At 60.2% G+C, this 17529-nt stretch carries 14 protein-coding genes; 6 read left to right on the forward strand and 8 right to left on the reverse strand.

The genetic code is table 11. The annotated features are described in order from the left end of the window. Positions 1–147: 147 nt before the first annotated feature. Positions 148–1803 carry an MFS transporter gene (locus tag PMI37_RS14450; RefSeq protein WP_008081933.1) on the forward strand — a complete coding sequence of 552 codons (1656 nt, stop codon included), beginning with the start codon at positions 148–150 and terminating at the stop codon, positions 1801–1803. After that, complete coding sequence (locus PMI37_RS14455; protein WP_008081934.1) at positions 1800–2942, forward strand: HlyD family secretion protein; 1143 nt, start codon at positions 1800–1802, stop codon at positions 2940–2942. The genes PMI37_RS14450 and PMI37_RS14455 overlap by 4 nt, the downstream gene beginning before the upstream one ends. 78 nt (positions 2943–3020) lie before the next feature. On the opposite strand, the gene copD is transcribed toward PMI37_RS14455, so the two are convergent. After that, the gene (gene copD / locus PMI37_RS14460; protein WP_008081936.1) at positions 3021–3878 is read right to left on the reverse strand and encodes a copper homeostasis membrane protein CopD; all 858 of its coding nucleotides are present in this window, start codon (positions 3876–3878) and stop codon (positions 3021–3023) included. 3 nt (positions 3879–3881) lie between these two features. Next, positions 3882–4244, reverse strand: coding sequence for a copper homeostasis periplasmic binding protein CopC (gene copC, locus PMI37_RS14465; RefSeq protein WP_008081938.1), 363 nt, complete (start codon positions 4242–4244; stop codon positions 3882–3884). A gap of 138 nt (positions 4245–4382) precedes the next feature. Between copC and PMI37_RS14470 the strand changes: the two genes are divergently transcribed. Then, positions 4383–5003, forward strand: coding sequence for a TetR/AcrR family transcriptional regulator (locus tag PMI37_RS14470; RefSeq protein WP_008081940.1), 621 nt, complete (start codon positions 4383–4385; stop codon positions 5001–5003). Between the two features lie 141 nt (positions 5004–5144). On the opposite strand, the gene preA is transcribed toward PMI37_RS14470, so the two are convergent. The 3 genes from preA to hydA form a co-directional block, all read right to left on the reverse strand. Then, the gene (gene preA / locus PMI37_RS14475; RefSeq protein ID WP_008081943.1) at positions 5145–6419 is read right to left on the reverse strand and encodes an NAD-dependent dihydropyrimidine dehydrogenase subunit PreA; all 1275 of its coding nucleotides are present in this window, start codon (positions 6417–6419) and stop codon (positions 5145–5147) included. After that, positions 6420–7787: an NAD(P)-dependent oxidoreductase gene (locus PMI37_RS14480; RefSeq protein WP_008081946.1), complete on the reverse strand. Its 1368-nt coding sequence runs from the start codon at positions 7785–7787 to the stop codon at positions 6420–6422. Between the two features lie 194 nt (positions 7788–7981). Beyond that, entirely contained in the window at positions 7982–9421 is a 1440-nt protein-coding gene (gene hydA / locus PMI37_RS14485; protein ID WP_008081948.1) for a dihydropyrimidinase, read from the reverse strand. A gap of 635 nt (positions 9422–10056) precedes the next feature. Here hydA and PMI37_RS14490 point away from each other — a divergent pair. The 3 genes from PMI37_RS14490 to PMI37_RS14500 all read left to right on the forward strand — a co-directional run bounded on the left by PMI37_RS14490 (position 10057) and on the right by PMI37_RS14500 (position 14005). Further along, positions 10057–11541 (forward strand): NCS1 family nucleobase:cation symporter-1, encoded by a 1485-nt coding sequence (locus PMI37_RS14490; RefSeq protein WP_008081949.1) that lies wholly within the window; start codon positions 10057–10059, stop codon positions 11539–11541. Between the two features lie 159 nt (positions 11542–11700). Then, the gene (locus PMI37_RS14495) at positions 11701–12984 is read left to right on the forward strand and encodes a Zn-dependent hydrolase (protein WP_008081950.1); all 1284 of its coding nucleotides are present in this window, start codon (positions 11701–11703) and stop codon (positions 12982–12984) included. Positions 12985–13090: 106 nt separating this feature from the next. Further along, positions 13091–14005: a DHH family phosphoesterase gene (locus PMI37_RS14500; protein ID WP_008081951.1), complete on the forward strand. Its 915-nt coding sequence runs from the start codon at positions 13091–13093 to the stop codon at positions 14003–14005. 98 nt (positions 14006–14103) lie between these two features. Here PMI37_RS14500 and PMI37_RS14505 read toward each other — a convergent pair whose 3' ends face one another. From PMI37_RS14505 to PMI37_RS14515, 3 genes are all read right to left on the reverse strand, one after another. Continuing rightward, positions 14104–14301 carry a hypothetical protein gene (locus tag PMI37_RS14505; protein ID WP_008081952.1) on the reverse strand — a complete coding sequence of 66 codons (198 nt, stop codon included), beginning with the start codon at positions 14299–14301 and terminating at the stop codon, positions 14104–14106. 211 nt (positions 14302–14512) lie between these two features. Continuing rightward, positions 14513–15901, reverse strand: a complete 1389-nt coding sequence (locus tag PMI37_RS14510) for an amidohydrolase family protein (RefSeq protein ID WP_008081953.1) — start codon at positions 15899–15901, stop codon at positions 14513–14515. A gap of 13 nt (positions 15902–15914) precedes the next feature. Then, complete coding sequence (locus PMI37_RS14515) at positions 15915–17282, reverse strand: nucleobase:cation symporter-2 family protein (protein WP_008081955.1); 1368 nt, start codon at positions 17280–17282, stop codon at positions 15915–15917. Between the last annotated feature and the right edge of the window lie 247 nt (positions 17283–17529).

Raw genomic sequence — 17529 nt, forward strand, 5'->3', positions numbered from 1 at the left:
CGATCTTTTGATCTGGCTTTTTTAAAATCAAAAGATCGCAGCCTCGTTTCACTCGACAGCTCCTACAGGGATTTGTGTTGTCCATGGGATGTGTGTTGCCGGTGAAATTGCGGCAAACTTCACTCACCTTCCGCACAAGGCCTTTCAATGGATCAATACGCCCCGCGCCACTGGCAGCCGCACGAGAAGCCCAGTCTGCCCGGTTCCCCCTCGACGCCGTTGCACTCCAACCCCAAGCGCCTGGCCTATGCGCTGGTCGGTGTGCTGGTGGCGGTGACCGGTGGTTTGGGCAACTCGCTGGTGGTCGCCAACCTGCCGTATCTGCAGGGCGCCCTCGGCGCGACCACCGCCGAAATGGCCTGGCTGCCGGCCGCGTACGTGATGACCAACGTGTCGATGAACCTGCTGCTGGTGAAGTTTCGTCAGCAGTTCGGTTTGCGCGCGTTCACCGAAGTGTTCCTGGTGCTGTATGCGCTGGTGACCTTCGGCCACTTGTTCGTCAACGACCTCAATTCGGCGGTGGCGGTACGTGCGGCGCACGGCATGGTCGGTGCTGCCCTCAGCTCTCTGGGCCTGTATTACATGGTCCAGGCGTTCCCGGCGAAGTGGCGAATGAAGGCGCTGGTGCTCGGTCTCGGCACCTCGCAATTGGCCTTGCCGCTGGCGCGACTGTTCTCCGAAGACTTGCTGCAAATCGCCGAATGGCGCGGCCTGTACCTGTTCGAATTGGGCATGGCGCTGCTGTCATTGGGCTGCGTATTGATGCTCAAGTTGCCGCCGGGCGACCGCTTTAAAACCTTCGAAAAACTCGACTTTCTCACCTTCGCCATCCTCGCTAGCGGCGTGGCGTTGTTGTGCGCGGTGTTGTCGCTGGGGCGCATCGATTGGTGGCTGGAGGCCGACTGGATCGGCGTCGCGCTGGCGTCGTCCATCGTGCTGATTCTCGCCGGCCTGGCCATCGAACATAATCGCAGCAACCCGATGCTGATGACCCGTTGGCTTGGCAGCGGGACGATGATCCGTCTGGCGCTGGCGGTGACCCTGATTCGTATGGTCACCTCGGAGCAGTCCACTGGTGCGGTCGGATTCATGCAGAGCCTGAACATGGGCTATGAGCAGTTGCACAGCCTGTACGTGGTGATGCTGATCGGCAGCGTCACGGGGTTGTTGACCAGCGCGCTGACGATCGACCCCAAGCACCTGCTGATGCCGTTGATCATCTCGCTGGGTCTGATGGCCACCGGGGCGGTGATGGACAGTTTTTCCAACAACCTGACCCGCCCGGAAAACCTCTATTTCAGTCAATTCCTGTTGGCCTTCGGCAGCACGTTTTTCCTCGGCCCGACTATGGTGCTCGGCACGCGTAACGTGCTGACCAATCCACGCAACCTGGTGAGTTTTTCCGTGCTGTTCGGGATCTGCAATAACCTCGGCGGCCTGCTTGGCGCGGCGCTTCTGGGCACCTTCCAGATCGTCCGCGAGAAGTTTCATTCCAGTCACATCGTTGAGCACCTGACGCTGTCTGACCCTTTGGTGGCGGCGCGCGTGCAAAGCGGCGGCTCGGCGTATGGCTCGTTGTTGGCCGACCCGAGCCTGCGCAACCTTGCGGGTATTCGCAGCCTGTCCAACGCCGCCACTCGTGAGGCCAACGTGCTGGCCTATAACGACGTGTTCATGCTGATCGCCGTGATTGCGGTGTTGACCATGATCTGGCTGTCCATTCGTGCGCTGTGGCTGATGAGCACCACCAAAGCCGTCGCCCCTGCGCCATCCACCCCTTCGAGCGGTGCTACTTCTCAATGACCGAACCGACCACCACAACCACCAATGCCATTGCCGCCACGCCTGAAGGTGTGGCGCCGCCGTCATCGCCGAACACCGAGCCGCGCTCGCTGCGGGTGCGGGTCATCTCTTCAATGGGCTTTGCCGCGATTGCCATCGTGGGCGTGTTGATCGTGCTCTATGCCTGGCAATTGCCGCCGTTCAGCAGCGCGGTCGAGACCACCGAAAATGCGTTGATTCGCGGGCAGGTGACGATCATCGGCCCGCAGCTCGCCGGTTATGTTTTTGAAGTGCCGGTGCAGGATTTCCAGTACGTGAAGGCCGGCGATTTGCTGGTGCGCCTGGACGACCGTATCTATCAGCAACGCCTCGACCAGTCGCTGGCGCAACTGGCGGTGCAGAAGGCGGCGTTGGCCAACGTCGTGCAGCAACGCAACAGCGCCGAAGCAACCATCAAGTTGCGTCAAGCGGTGCAGGCTGACAGCGAAGCACAGTTGCGCAAAAGCGAGGCGGATCTGCGCCGCAACAAAGAGTTGGTGCGCGACGGTTCGGTGTCCAAGCGTGAGATGGACGTGGCGTTGGCGGCCAATGCGCAAAGCGTTGCAGCCGTCGCGCAGGCCAAGGCCAATCTGGAAATCGCCCGCCAGGATCTGCAAACGGTGATCGTCAATCGCGGCTCGCTGGAAGCGGCGGTGGCCAGCGCCGAAGCGGCGGTGCAACTGGCGCGAATCGACCTGTCGAACACGCGCATCGTCGCGCCACGTGACGGCCAGCTCGGGCAGATCGGCGTGCGCCTCGGCGCTTACGTCAACTCCGGGGCGCAGTTGATGGCGTTGGTGCCGAACCAGAAATGGGTGATCGCCAACATGAAGGAAACCCAGATGGACAACGTGCGGGTCGGGCAACCGGTGCGCTTCACCGTGGATGCGCTGAACCACCGTAAATTCACCGGGCACGTGCAGCATATTTCGCCGGGGACCGGGTCGGAATTTGCTCTGTTGCAGGCGGATAACGCCACGGGCAACTTTGTGAAGATTGCCCAGCGGGTGCCGGTGCGGATTACGATTGATGCGGATCAACAGGAAGAGGAACGCTTGCGGCCGGGGATGTCGGTGGTGGTCAGCATCGACACTGCAGCGGGTGACACGCAGCACCATTAAGATCAAAAGATCGCAGCCTTCGGCAGCTCCTACATGGATAATCTGTAGGAGCTGCCGAAGGCTGCGATCTTTTGATTTTCAGGTTGTAATCATCGGGGGCAGGGTGCCGAGCAGGGAGACGGCGGCTACGGCGCCAATGCCGAGCAGCCATTCGAGCATCACGCTGCGTCGCAGGGTACCCATTCGCTGTTCACAATCTTCCATGCGCAAACGGTTGAACAGCGCCAGACCGAGCATCGCCACAACCAGCAGCGCCTTGATCAACAGAATCAAGGCAAACCCGCTGAACAACGGTGTCGGCCACCACTGCCCGGTCAGCACGCGTACGTTGATCAGCCCGGTGATCAGCAGTCCCGCGACCAACGTATAACCCACGCCACTGAAGCGCCGCAGAACCACCGGCACAGGTTCCGTTGGCTGGCGCAAAATCATCACCAGCAACAACAACCCGCCCAACCACGCGGCCACGCAGGTCAGATGAACGATCTGGTTGAGAATCAGCAGTTGCCCGCTCAAACCATCGAGCATCGCCCCATGCCCGACCGGGGCCAGCGTCACCAACAGCAAGCCACTCAAACCCAACCGCAGCGGCATGCTTGAGCGCCACGGCGTAAACAGCAACGCCAACAGCGCGGCGTTGATCAGCAGGTGCCAGCGCCACACCTGACCAAAAAACGTACTGCCCAGCACCAACGCAACCGTGTCTGGATCGAACGCGGCAGCAGCAGAACCAGCCATGCTCGCGGTAATCAACAGCGCCCAGGCAATCCCGCTGACCAGCGCAATCGCGGTCAGCCAGCGCGCCAATCGCGCCAGGTGCCGGTCTACTTGCAGCGCTTCATCCTTGAGCAGCAACGGCCTGAACAGCCAGGCCCCGAACAGCATCAACACCACGATGAAATGCACAAAGCGGCACAGCACCAGCGCTTCACCCATGAATTACTGGCCCACTTTGAACTGGTAGGCGCCTTCGCTTTTGTGCGTGTCGACCGACACCGCGTGCCATTCGACTTTGTATTCGCCGGCGGTCAGCGGCGCGGCCGGGGTGACGATCAGGGTTTTCTTGCCGCCTTCGGTGGTCAGCGCTTTGACAGCGACCGGCGCGCCATCCTTCGTCACGGTGACTTTGGTGAAACTGGCTTCGACGCCTTCGGAGAAGGTCAGGCGCAAATCGGCTGGAGCAGCGACGGTGCTGTCGGCGGCCGGGGTCTGGCTTTTCAGGTGGGCGTGGGCAAATACCGAAGATGCGGCGAACAGCGAGGCGAGCAGGGCAGTGGTGGTCATGACGTTCTTGAACAGCATCGCGGATACCTCTGGGGCAGGATCGAAAAACGTCAGTTTAGCCATCCCCTCGCGGCGATACGAAGTTTTGTTTGCAGCGGTCGCCCGCGCACCAGAGCGGATGCTAGTCTTGGGCAACGTTGTTGTCAGGGAGCCCACATGGGCAATCACAAGATCGAGATTCGTCGCAGTAACGTCGAAAAAATCCTTTTGGCGGCGGAAAAAGTCTTCGCCGAAAAAGGTTTCGGCAGCACCGCCATGGCTGACATCGCCGCCGAAGTGCAACTGCCGCGTTCCAACCTGCATTACTACTTCTCAACCAAAAGCGAGCTGTACAGTGCGGTGCTGTTCGACCTGCTGGAAGTGTGGAAGCAGGACGCGTTGTGCTTCGAGATGTTCGATGACCCGCGCGTGGTGCTGAGCAGCTACATCCGCGCAAAGATGAACCATTCGCGCAGCCGGCCGTATGGCTCGAAGGTCTGGGCCAACGAAATCATCCACGGCGCGCCGACGCTGGGCGAGGCGCTGGATGTCAGCCTGTATGACTGGGCGAAAATGAAGGAGGCGAAGATTCGCCAGTGGGTCGAGGACAAGCGGATTTTGCCGGTGGAGCCTTCGAGCCTGCTGTACATGATCTGGGCGTCGACGCAGCATTACGCCGACTTTGATCATCAGGTGAATATCCTCAACGAGCATCAGCCGCTGTCGGACATGCAGTTCGAGCGAGCGGTGCAGACGGTGACGAGTGTGATATTGCGCGGGATTGGCTTGGAACCCTAAGTCAAAAGATCGCAGCCTTCGGCAGCTCCTACATGATCGTTCCCACGCTCTGCGTGGGAATGCCTCTAGGGACGCTCCGCGTTCCAATGGGACGCCGAGCGTCCCGGGCTGCATTCCCACGCAAAGCGTGGGAACGATCAGTCAAACCGCAACATGGTAGGGATTGCGCGGATCATGATTCCAGTCCAGAAACGGCTTGCCCGTTTCCATCGGCACCATCTCGATACAGTCCGCCACCGGGCAGGTGATCTGGCACAGGTTGCAGCCCACACACTCGTCATCGATCACTTCATATTTATGCGTGCCGTCCGCCTGCTTCAAACTGCCGATCGCCTGATGTGAAGTGTCCTCGCAAGCAATGTGGCAGCGCCCGCAACCGATGCACGCCGCCTGGTCAATCTTCGCGATCACCTGATAGTTGATGTCGAGGTACTTCCAGTCCGTGGTATTGCCCACCGCACGCCCGGAAAACTCACTGATGCTGGCGTAACCCTGACTGTCCATCCACCGCGACAGGCCATCCTTCATCTCCTCGACAATCCTGAAACCATGCAGCATCGCCGCCGTGCACACCTGCACCGCGCCGCTGCCCAATGCCATGAATTCCGCCGCGTCGCGCCAACTGCCGATGCCGCCAATGCCGCAGATCGGCAAGCCCTGGGTCTGCGGATCGCGGGCAATCTCGGCGACCATGTTCAGCGCAATCGGCTTCACCGCCGAGCCGCAATAACCGCCATGCGTGCTTTTGCTGCCGACGGTGGGCAGGGCGACCATGTGTTCCAGATCGACACTGGTGATCGAGTTGATCGTATTGATCAGCGACACCGCATCGGCGCCACCGCGATGGGCGGCGCGGGCGGCAACGCGGATGTCGGTGATGTTCGGCGTCAGTTTGACGATCACCGGCAGCGAGCAATAGGTCTTGCACCAACGCGTCACCTGTTCGACGTACTCCGGCACCTGACCGACCGCCGCGCCCATGCCGCGCTCGGGCATGCCGTGCGGGCAACCGAAATTCAGCTCGATGCCGTCAGCGCCGGTCGCTTCCACCAGCGGCAGAATGTGTTTCCACGATTCTTCAACGCACGGCACCATCAGTGAGACGATGATTGCGCGATCCGGCCAGTCCTTCTTCACCTGAGTGATTTCGCGCAGGTTGATTTCCAGCGAGCGGTCGGTGATCAGCTCGATGTTGTTGATACCGAGCACTTCACGGTTGTTGCCGTAGTGCGCCGAGTAACGCGACGAAACGTTGACCGCCGCCGGGTCTTCACCGAGGGTTTTCCAGACCACGCCGCCCCAGCCCGCTTCGAAAGCGCGGACGACGTTGTAGGCTTTGTCGGTGGGCGGCGCGGAGGCCAGCCAGAACGGATTCGGCGCTTTGATGCCGGCGAAGACAATCGAGAGATCGGCCATTTACGCAGCCTCCACGTTGAGCATCAGTTGCGCGTTGATCGCCTCGGCGGCGAGTTTGCCGTGCTGCACAGCTTGCACGGTGAGGTCTTGGTCGAGGCTGGTGCAGTCACCGCCGGCATACACACCGGGAATGCTGGTGCGCAGATTTACGTCGACTTGAATGCGTTCGCCCTGACGCTTGAGCTCACGGGCCAACGGGTCGGCGAGGGCGCTGCCATCGAAGGATTGGCCGATGGCTTTGAAGATAGCGTCGGCGGCCAGCTCAAAGGTTTCGCCGGTGGTTTGCAGACGACCGTCGACCAGGTCGGTGCGAGCGAAACGCATGCCGCGCACGTGGCCCTGATCGTCGAGCAGCACTTCTTCCGGTTGCGCCCACGTCAGCAGGCGTACCTGATTGGCTTTGGCGATGTCTTGTTCGTGGCCAGTGGCGCCCATGTCCGCCGCGCCTCGGCGATACACCAGATTGACATCGCGAGCGCCGAGGCGGGCCATTTGCACGGCCATGTCGATCGCCGTGTTGCCGGCGCCGAGGACGATGCAACGCTCGGCCAGTGGCAGTTGCGTGAGGTCATCGGCCTGGCGCAGTTCGCGGATGTAATCGGTGGCGGCGAGCAGGCCCGGCGCCTCTTCGTGGGCCAGGCCGAGTTGCTTGCTGGCGTTCAGGCCGAGGCCAAGAAACACCGCGTCGAACTGTTGATGCAGTTCGCTGAGGGTCAGGTTCTCGCCAAGCTTCTGCCCGTGGCGAATTTCGATGCCGCCGATTTGCAGGAGGAAATCCAGTTCCCTCTGCGCGTAATCGTCGACCAGTTTGTACTTGGCGATCCCGTATTCATTGAGGCCGCCGGCCTTCTCCCGCGCCTCGAAAATCACCACGTCATGACCGTGCATGGCGCTACGGTGCGCACAGGACAAACCGGCAGGACCGGCACCGACCACGGCAATGCGTTTACCGCTGGCGGCGGCACGCTGGAACGGGTGCTCGGTGAAGTTTGCGTTGTCGACGGCGTAGCGTTGCAGCAGACCGATCAGCACTGGTGCACATTCGTGGGCATTATTGCGCACGCAGGCTTGCTGGCAGAGGATTTCGGTGGGGCAGACCCGCGCGCAACTGCCGCCGAGGATGTTTGCCGAAAGGATTTTCTGCGCGGCACCGGGCACGTTGTCCTGATGAATATTGCGGATGAACGAAGGGATGTCGATCTCGCTCGGGCACGCATTCACGCACGGCGCGTCGTAGCAATACAGGCAGCGCGAGGCTTCCAGATGCGCCTGACGGTCATTGAGCGGTGGCGCCAGATCGGTGAAATGGCCGGCGAGGGCGGCCGCACTTTCGTGCGGGTGGGGGAGATGGTTCAGGGTCTCGATCACGGTTTTTTGCCTCACAGTAACTGCCTCTATCGGGCATTGGCCAAATCCCCTGTGTAGGAGCTGCCGAAGGCTGCGATCTGTTGATCTTGATCTAAAAAACAAGATCAAAAGATCGCAGCCTTCGGCAGCTCCTAAAGGGGGAATGCATTGCAAATGTGGGAGCTGGCTTGCCAGCGATAGGCCGAAGGCCGCTATCAGCGTTTCACAGCAACAGGCTTATGTTGCTCAGCCCGCTTGCTCAGCAAATCAAACACCGCCGGGTACGCCGGCCGTTCGATATACCGTCCGGCGCCACGCTCGGCGCGCAGGTCGCCATCGGCCCAGACCAAACGGCCCTGGCTGACGGTATGGCTCGGCACGCCGCGCACGGTCTTGCCTTCGAAGATGTTGAAGTCCACCTGCTGATGGTGGGTCTTGGCGGAAATGGTGCGCGTGCCTTGCGGATCCCACAGCACCAGGTCGGCATCGGCGCCGACGCGAATCGCACCTTTGCGCGGATAAAGATTGAAGATCTTCGCCGTGTTGGTGGAGGTGAGGGCGACGAAATCCTGCATCGATAAACGACCGGAATTAACCCCCTCATCCCACAGCACCGCCATGCGGTCTTCAATGCCGGCAGTGCCGTTGGGAATCTTGCTGAAGTCATCGCGCCCGGCAGCTTTCTGCTCGGCGCAGAAACAGCAGTGGTCAGTAGCGGTTGTGTGCAGATTGCCATTCTGCAGGCCGTGCCACAGCGCCTCTTGATGCCCGCGCGGGCGGAACGGCGGGCTCATCACGTAACCGGCAGCGGTCTGCCAGTCCGGGTGTTGATAGACGCTGTCGTCGAGCAACAGATGCCCGGCGAGTACTTCGCCGTAAACCGGCTGGCCCTTGCTGCGCGCATAGGTGATTTCGTCGAGGGCTTCCTTGGTCGAGACGTGTACCAGATACAACGGCGTGCCGATGGTCTCGGCAATACGAATCGCTCGGCTCGCCGCTTCACCTTCAACCTGCGAAGGCCGCGACAGCGGATGCGCTTCTGGCCCGGTGATACCTTGCGCCATCAACTTGCGTTGCAGGTGATAAACCAGCTCGCCGTTTTCCGCATGTACGGTCGGCACTGCGCCCAGCTCCAGACACCGCTCGAAACTCGCTACCAACGTGTCGTCGGCGGCCATGATCGCGTTCTTGTAGGCCATGAAATGCTTGAAGCTGTTGATGCCGTGATGGCTGACCAGCTCGGCCATTTCCTCACGCACCTGCTCGCTCCACCAGGTGATCGCGACGTGGAAGCCATAATCCGACGCCGATTTCTCGGCCCAGCCGCGCCACTGATGAAACGCTTCCATCAACGACTGTTGCGGATTGGGGATGACGAAATCGATGATCGACGTGGTGCCGCCGGCCAGACCGGCCGCCGTGCCGCTGTAGAAGTCCTCGCTGGCCACGGTGCCCATGAATGGGAGTTGCATGTGCGTGTGCGGATCGATGCCGCCGGGCATCAGGTATTGGCCGCTGCCGTCGAGCACTTCGGTGCCGGCGGGAATATCCAGGTTTTCACCGATGGCTTTGATCACGCCGTCGGCGCAATAGACGTCGGCGCGATAACTTTCATCATGGGTAACAACGGTGGCGCCACGGATCAACAGAGACATTGCAGCTTCCTCGCAGGCATGACCGGCTTATACCGGTTCTATATGTTTTATAAGACGTCGATGCTGGAAGATATATTCCTGCCAACGCTGTCAGGAATAAAAACTAGCTGGTGTTAATCGAATGAGCAAGATTATTTTTTATAAGCTTATAACGTACGTAACGTATTGAAATATATAGATTAAATATTTAAATCACCAAAATGGTGAGGGCTTTCACCATTTTGACGCACTTGACAGGAACCAGATTTGAGCGAGATTTGTCATGGTAAATCAGTTGCTTGAACGCTAAAGAGTCGCGGCCCAGACGCCTGGCTGGAAATAACCGTGCACCACTTTGAACCTGGTTGTCCGAGTAACTTGTCCTGGTCTTTTGCCTGAGGGATGTAACAAGTAAGCAACATGATCCAATGATTTGAATAAAAGCGTTTAAACATCAAACAGTTGAAAGCGCTATACGGACAGGTCGGGAAACTCGGCGCAACAGTCGGCACGTTTTTTGAGTGCTGGCGCTGACAAGCCAGGCCGGTTCGTGAAGTGCGTGTTCACATGCAAGTACTCCGGCCATCGCCCGGTGTGCGGCACGTCCGCCCACCAGTCCGATGAGCAAAAATAATCAAAAAAACCGTGGAGCAGCCATGCAACAGAACAGATCGCAAGTGACCGAGCGCGACGGCTTGTTCGAACTCGAAGCCGGTAGCGACGTCCTCGACAGCCCCCGTTACAACCACGACATGGCACCGACCAAGGTGCGCGAACGAACCTGGAACAAATGGCACATCACCGCGCTGTGGGTCGGCATGTCGATCTGCGTGCCGACCTACACCCTCGGCGGTGTCCTCACCGCCTATTTCGGCCTGACCGTCGGCGAGGCGTTGCTGGCGATTCTGTTTGCCAACCTCATCGTGCTGATTCCGCTCACGCTGAACGCCTTTCCCGGCACCAAGTACGGCATTCCTTTTCCGGTGCTGCTGCGTTCATCGTTCGGCATTCTCGGCTCCAACGTGCCGTGCCTGATTCGCGCACTGGTCGCGTGTGGCTGGTTTGGCATTCAGACGATGTTTGGCGGGTTGGCGATCCACCTGTTTCTCGGCTCGATTTTCGATGGCTGGAAATCCCTCGGCGGCACCGGCGAGGTGATCGGTTTCATGATCTTCTGGGCACTGAACCTGTGGGTGGTGATTCGCGGCGCCGAGTCGATCAAGTGGCTGGAAACCTTGTCCGCGCCGTTGCTGGTGGCGGTCGGAATCGGCTTGCTGGTATGGGCGATGCCCAATGTGTCGATGACGGAACTGCTGGCGATCCCGCCGAAGCGTCCGGAAGGCGCCAGTGTGGTGAGTTACTTCGCCGCCGGGCTGACGGCAATGGTGGGTTTCTGGGCGACGTTGTCGTTGAACATTCCGGACTTCAGTCGTTACGCCAAGAGCCAGAAAGATCAGATCCTCGGGCAGATTTTCGGCCTGCCGCTGACGATGTTTCTGTTCGCCTCGCTGGGCGTGATCATGACTGCGGCGTCGGTGAAACTGGTCGGCGTGACGGTGTCTGATCCGGTCAGCCTGATCGGTCATATCCAGAGCCCGGTGTGGGTCGCGGTGGCGATGGCGTTGATCATCATCGCCACGTTGTCGACCAACACCGCCGCGAACATTGTCTCGCCGACCAACGATTTCCAGAACATCGCGCCGAAGGTGATCAACCGCACCAAAGCGGTGTTGCTGACCGGGTTGGTCGGGTTGTTGCTGATGGGCCATGAGTTGCTGAAAAAGCTTGGTTTGATTGTCTCCGATGTCAGCCTGGAGACCGTGTATTCGAACTGGCTGCTGGGTTATTCGAGCCTGCTCGGGCCGATTGCCGGGATCATGGTGGTGGACTATTTCCTGATCAAGAAACAGCAACTGGACCTGGCCGGGTTGTACCGCGATGACGTCTATCCGGCATGGAACTGGGCCGGGTTTCTCGCATTTGGTGTGCCGGTGGTGCTGACCTTGTTGTCGCTGGGCAGCGATGCGTTCAGCTGGTTTTACAGTTACGGCTGGTTCACCGGTTCGGCGCTGGGCGGAGTGATTTATTACGGGTTGTGCGTGATGCGCGCGCAGCCCTCTGCCGTGAAAACAGCGGTGTAGCGAATGGCCTCATCGCTGGCAAGCCAGCTCCCACAAGGATCGAGTCGTACACAAATACTGTGTTCAACCAAAAAACCTGTGGGAGCTGGCTTGCCAGCGATGGCGGCCTCAAAAACACCCGAGCAATATCCATAAGAAAAGCAGCCTGAGGAGATCCCCATGAACGCAGCCGTAGACGTTCTGCAATCGAGCCATCAGCACATCAACCGCGATCGCCTCTGGGCCTCGCTCATGGAGCTGGCCAAACTCGGCGCCACGGTCAAGGGCGGGGTCTGTCGCCTGGCCCTGACCGACCTCGACCGCCAGGCCCGCGATCTGTTCGTGCAATGGTGCAAGGACGCCGGATGCAGCGTCACGGTCGATGCCGTCGGCAACATCTTCGCCCGTCGCCCCGGGCGCAATCCCGACCTGCCGCCCGTCATGACCGGCAGCCACATTGACACGCAACCCACCGGCGGCAAGTTTGATGGCTGCTTCGGTGTACTCGCCGGTGTCGAAGTGCTGCGTACCCTCAACGACCTCAAGGTGGAAACCGAAGCGCCACTGGAAGTGGTGGTCTGGACCAACGAAGAGGGCTCGCGCTTCGCCCCGTGCATGATGGGCTCGGGCGTATTTGCCGAGAAATTCACCCTCGAAGAAACCCTGGCCAAGGTCGATGCCGATGGCGTCACCGTTGGCGAAGCACTGAACGCGATTGGCTACGCTGGCCCGCGCAAAGTCAGCGGGCACAAGGTCGGTGCTTATTTCGAAGCACACATCGAGCAAGGCCCGATCCTTGAAGACGAACAGAAAACCATTGGCGTGGTGCTTGGCGCGCTGGGGCAGAAATGGTTCGACCTCAAACTGCGCGGCGTCGAGGCGCACGCCGGCCCAACACCGATGCACCTGCGTAAAGATGCACTGGTCGGCGCCTCGGTGATCGTTGGCGCCGTCAATCGCGCAGCCCTCGGCCATCAACCGCACGCCTGTGGCACCGTCGGTTGCCTGCAAGCCTATCCCGGCTCGCGCAACGTCATCCCCGGTGAGGTGCGCATGACCCTCGATTTCCGGCATCTGGAACCGGCGCGGCTGAATTCGATGATTGCTGAGGTGAAGCAAGTCATCGAAGCGACCTGTGAGGAACATGGACTGACTTATGAACTGACCCCGACTGCTGACTTCCCGCCGCTGTATTTCGAAAAAGGCTGCGTGGAAGCGGTGCGCGGTGCGGCGAAAGGGTTGGGGTTGTCGCACATGGACATTGTCAGTGGCGCTGGCCACGATGCGATCTTCCTGGCCGAGCTGGGGCCTGCGGGGATGATCTTCGTGCCGTGCGAAGGCGGGATCAGCCACAACGAAATCGAAAACGCCGCGCCGGATGATCTGGCGGCGGGGTGTGCGGTGTTGTTGCGGGCGATGTTGGCGGCGTCGGCGGCGGTGGCTGGGGGGCAGCGCGCGGCCTGAAGATCAAAAGATCGCAGCCTTCGGCCGCTCCTGCATGGGATTTTTCGGCGGCTGCGATCTTTTCCTGTCACCCCAATGTCATGGAAATGTGCGACGTTGCCGGCCCATGAAAATCATCACCTCCGGCGCGTCCTATCTGGACATCGACGCCTACGCCTGCTGCATCGCCTACGCAGAACTGCTCAACCTGCAAGGCATCCCCGCCCGCGCCGTCAGCAGCGCAACAGCCAACGCCAGTGTCTCGAAAACCGTGCTTGATTGGGGCTGCGCTTTTCAAACGCATGAACCATCGCTGACTGACGAATTCATCTTGGTCGACGTATCCGACTATCACCATTTCGATCCACTGGTCGTGCTCGATCAGGTCGTGGAAGTCATCGACCATCATCCAGGTTACGAAGATTACTGGGCAAAGAAACTCGGTTCAGCCGCCGACATCCGCCCGATCGGCGCTGCGGCAACTCAGGTCTTTCAGCGTTGGCAGACCTCAGACTTGCTAGCAAAAATCAGCGAACAAAGCGCCGCACTGTTGGCCACCGCGATTCTCGACAACACCCTGAATTTCACCAGCCAGATGACCACGCCAGCGGACATCGACGCATACACCGACCTCGCGTTTCGGGCGAAACTCGCAACGAACTGGCCCGAGCACTACTTCCTCGAATGCCAGGCCGACATCGAATCAGACCTCGCCAATGCCTTGGCAGCCGACTTGAAACGGATGAAACCCGAAAGCAACCTGCCGCAGATTTTCGCGCAGATGACCGTGTGGGATGCCGACGTATTGCTGCAGAAATACCGTCCGACGATCAGCCAATGGATGGCGGAGCAGGGCGAAGACTGGCTGCTGAATGTCATCAGCATCCGCGACGGAAAAAGCAGCTTTCTTGCAGAACCCCTTTCGAGCCAACGCAAACTCAATCATCTGCTGAAACTGGACTGGCACGCAGGAATGGCAGTCATCGCACCCTCGATCCTGCGCAAGGAATTGCTGAGGTTAGGCCTGAACACAAACCTGTAGGAGCTGAGCTTGCTCGCGAAGGCGTCGTGTCAGGCAAATCACATCTACCTGACACGACGCCTTCGCGAGCAAGCTCAGCTCCTGCAAGGGTTGTGTGATTAATCCGGGGTGGTGGTTTTTGCACGGCGCTCATTGCCCTTCGGATTGCCGATATCCAGCAACCGTCTTTCCACCAGGACATTCTCCAGCGCCTGGCGTTCGAACGGCGCCATTTGGTGTTCGCGCTTTTTCAGCTCCAGCAAAATGGGGCTGGACCAGGTGCGGTAGGTCTGTTCGATGTTGCGACGCGACGGCATCAGTCTCTCCTTGATCAAGAGCCCGGTCTCGCTGGCAGGGGCTCAATCCGATGAGGGATTAACCTTAGCCGACAAACCTGGAAGTCGCGAATGCACCTGTCCCTGTAGGAGCTGCCGAAGGCTGCGATCTTTTGATCTTGATTTTAAAAAACAACATCAAAAGATCGTCCGATCGCGGCCCGAGCCTTCGGCAGCTCCTACAGGGGGCGGTTCAGTCGTCAACGTCCATCAATTGCTGGACGCCTTGCCAGGCTTCGGCGCGCATGCGTTCGATGTCCAGGCCCGGGATCACGCCGTTGTCGACGACGATTCGGCCGCCGACCAGGCTGTATTTCACGGTGATCGGTTCGCCCGCGACCACCGGCGCGACGGCGCTGTCGTGGAAGCCATAGAACCGAGGATGATCGAGGCTGTAGACGACCAGATCCGCCGCTTGCCCGATTTCCAGTGTGCCGACCGCGCCAAGCCCCAACACCTGCGCGCCACCCGCCGTGCCCCAGTGAATGACGTCTTCAGCGGTGGTCGCCGAGGCGCCTTGTTCGGCGCGGTGGATCAGCCACGCGGTGTTGGCTTCGCCGACCATGCTTCCGGATTCATTCGACGCTACGCCATCCACGCCCAGGGAAATCGGCACACCTGCCTCGTACATCTGCGGCACTGGCGCGACGCCGCTGCCCAGCCGCGCATTGCTCACCGGGCAGTGGGAGATGCCGGTGCCGGTCTGCGCGAGCATGCGGATTTCACCCGGTTGCAGGTGCACGGCGTGGGCGAACCAGACGTCGGGGCCGAGCCATTCGTGTTCGGCGACGAATTCCACCGGCAGGCAGTTGTATTTTTCGCGGCAGAAGTTCACGTAGTTCTGCGTTTCCGACAGGTGCGTATGCAGACGCAAACCGAGGCCGCGTGCGGTGTGGGCGAGTTCACGTAACAGGGTTGGCGGCAGCGAGAACGTTGGCGTGGTTGGCGCGACAACCACGCGGCGCATCGCGTCTGGAGTGTCCTGGTGATACAGCGATTTCAGCCGTTCGATATCGCCGACCATTTGCTCAAGGCTCTCCGGTTGCAGCGCGGTTTTCGAGAAGCCCGGGTGGGCGCTCGCCGACTCCAGCGCGCCGCCTCGGCACAACACAAAGCGCAGGCCAAATTCATCGGCCATGTCGAACAGCAAGTCGCCGGTCTCGGTGCTGCCGTGGGCGTGGTAGAGGTAGTGGTGATCGGCGCAGGTGGTGACGCCGGACAGCAGCAATTCGACCATGCCCAGCCGTGCAGCAATCCGCGCCAGTTGCGGGGTAAAGCGGTTGAGGCGCGGGTAGGGCACGCTGGCCAGCCAGCCTTGCAGATCCTGATTCAGGCCTTCGGGTACGGCTTTGAGCAGGTTCTGGAACAGGTGATGGTGGGTGTTGATCCAGCCCGGATAGACCACGCAGTTGCGCGCGTCGATCAGCCGTTCGCCGGGTTGTGGTTCAAGGTTCGCGGCCATTTCGGCGATGCGACCGTTGACCACGCGGATGTCCACGGCGCCGGCCCGCGCGCGAGGGCCGCGCAGGCCGGTCATCACCGCGACCGGGTTTTTGATCAGGATGTTCTGAAGTTGAGTCATGGGCAGCTCCAAACTAAAGGATGTGCGAGGCGGATTTGCTGGCGGTGGTTTCCGCCACGCTGACGCCATTCAGCGCGGCGTTGAGCAGCACCGACACCAGGCAAGCGATGACCACGCTGCTGTGCAGGAACGGCTGCGACCACTCGGGGAGTTGTTTGAACAAGGTGGGCGCGAGCACCGGCACCAGCGCGGCGGCGATGGTGAAACCGACGATCAAGACGTTGTAGCGATTGCGCTCGTAATCGACTTTGGCGAGGGTCTGAATGCCCGCCGCCGCAACCACGCCGAACATGGCAATGCCAGCGCCACCGAGGGCGGCGGTCGGCATCGAAGCGATGATCGCGCCGGCCTTTGGCACCAAGGCAATCGAGCACATCAGCAAACCGCTGACCGCGACCACCCAACGGCTGCGCACGCCGGTGAGGATCACCAGGCCGACGTTTTCCATGAAGGCGATAAACGGGAACGCGGCGAACATCCCGGCGATGGTGCTGGCCAAACCATTGGCGCGCAGACCGTTGATGACTTGTTTATCTTCCACCGGTTTTTCGACAATGTCGCCGATGGCCACGAACAGCCCCATCGACTCGACCATCTGCACGATCATCACCACCACCATGGTCGCGATGGGGATCAGGCTGAAGGTCGGCAAGCCGAAATAAAACGGGTAGGGCACGGTCAGCCACGGCGCTTCTTCGACGCTGTGAAAACTGCCCATGCCCAGGCCGTACGCCAGACCGGCGCCGATCAGCATGCCGATCAACACCGCCATGTTGCGCAGCATCGGGCTGCCATAGCGGTTGACCAACAGGATCGTCAGCAACACCACCACCGCCACACCGAGGAACGCCGGCGCGCCGAAGTTGCTCGCGTTGCGCCCGCCGCCAACCCATTCATAGGCAATCGGGAACAGCTGCAAACCGATCACGGTGACGATGCAACCGGTGACCACGGGCGGAAAAAACCGCCGTAATCGACCGACGAAGGGCGCCATCAGCATGGTAAAAATCCCCGCGCCGATCACCGCCCCGCAGACCCCGGCGAACCCTACCTCGGGGTTGCTGCCGATGGCGATTACCGGGCCGACGCTGCTGAACGCCACGCCTTGCAGAATCGGCAGGCGCACGCCGAATTTCCAGAAGCCGACGGTTTGCAGGAGGGTGGCGATTCCGGAACAGAACAGCGTGGTGCTGATCAGCACCACCGTATCGGCGTGAGACATTTTCAAGGCGCTGGCGACAATCAACGGCACGGCGATGGCGCCGATGTACGAGACGGCCATGTGCTGCAGGCCGAGGGTGAGCATCTGTCGTACCGGCAGAATGCGGTCGACGGGGTGCACGGTGGATGCGCTTTTTGATGGGGATGTGGCTGACGACATGGGGAAACACCTCTGGCTGTTTTTATGCGGTAGAGAGGGGTATTCGTCTGATGCCGATCAGCTCAAGAACACAGTGGAACCCTGTGGGAGCTGGCTTGCCAGCGATGGCGATTTAGCAGTCACCATTTTTATAAACTGACAGTCCGCTATCGCTGGCAAGCCAGCTCCCACAAGTTTTGTGTTGTGCAAAAAACTGGCATCAGTCATTCGTACACATGTGCCCGAAGCCGCCATCCACCGGCTCCGA

The sequence above is a fragment of the Pseudomonas sp. GM80 genome, assembly GCF_000282515.1.
Taxonomy (GTDB): domain Bacteria; phylum Pseudomonadota; class Gammaproteobacteria; order Pseudomonadales; family Pseudomonadaceae; genus Aquipseudomonas.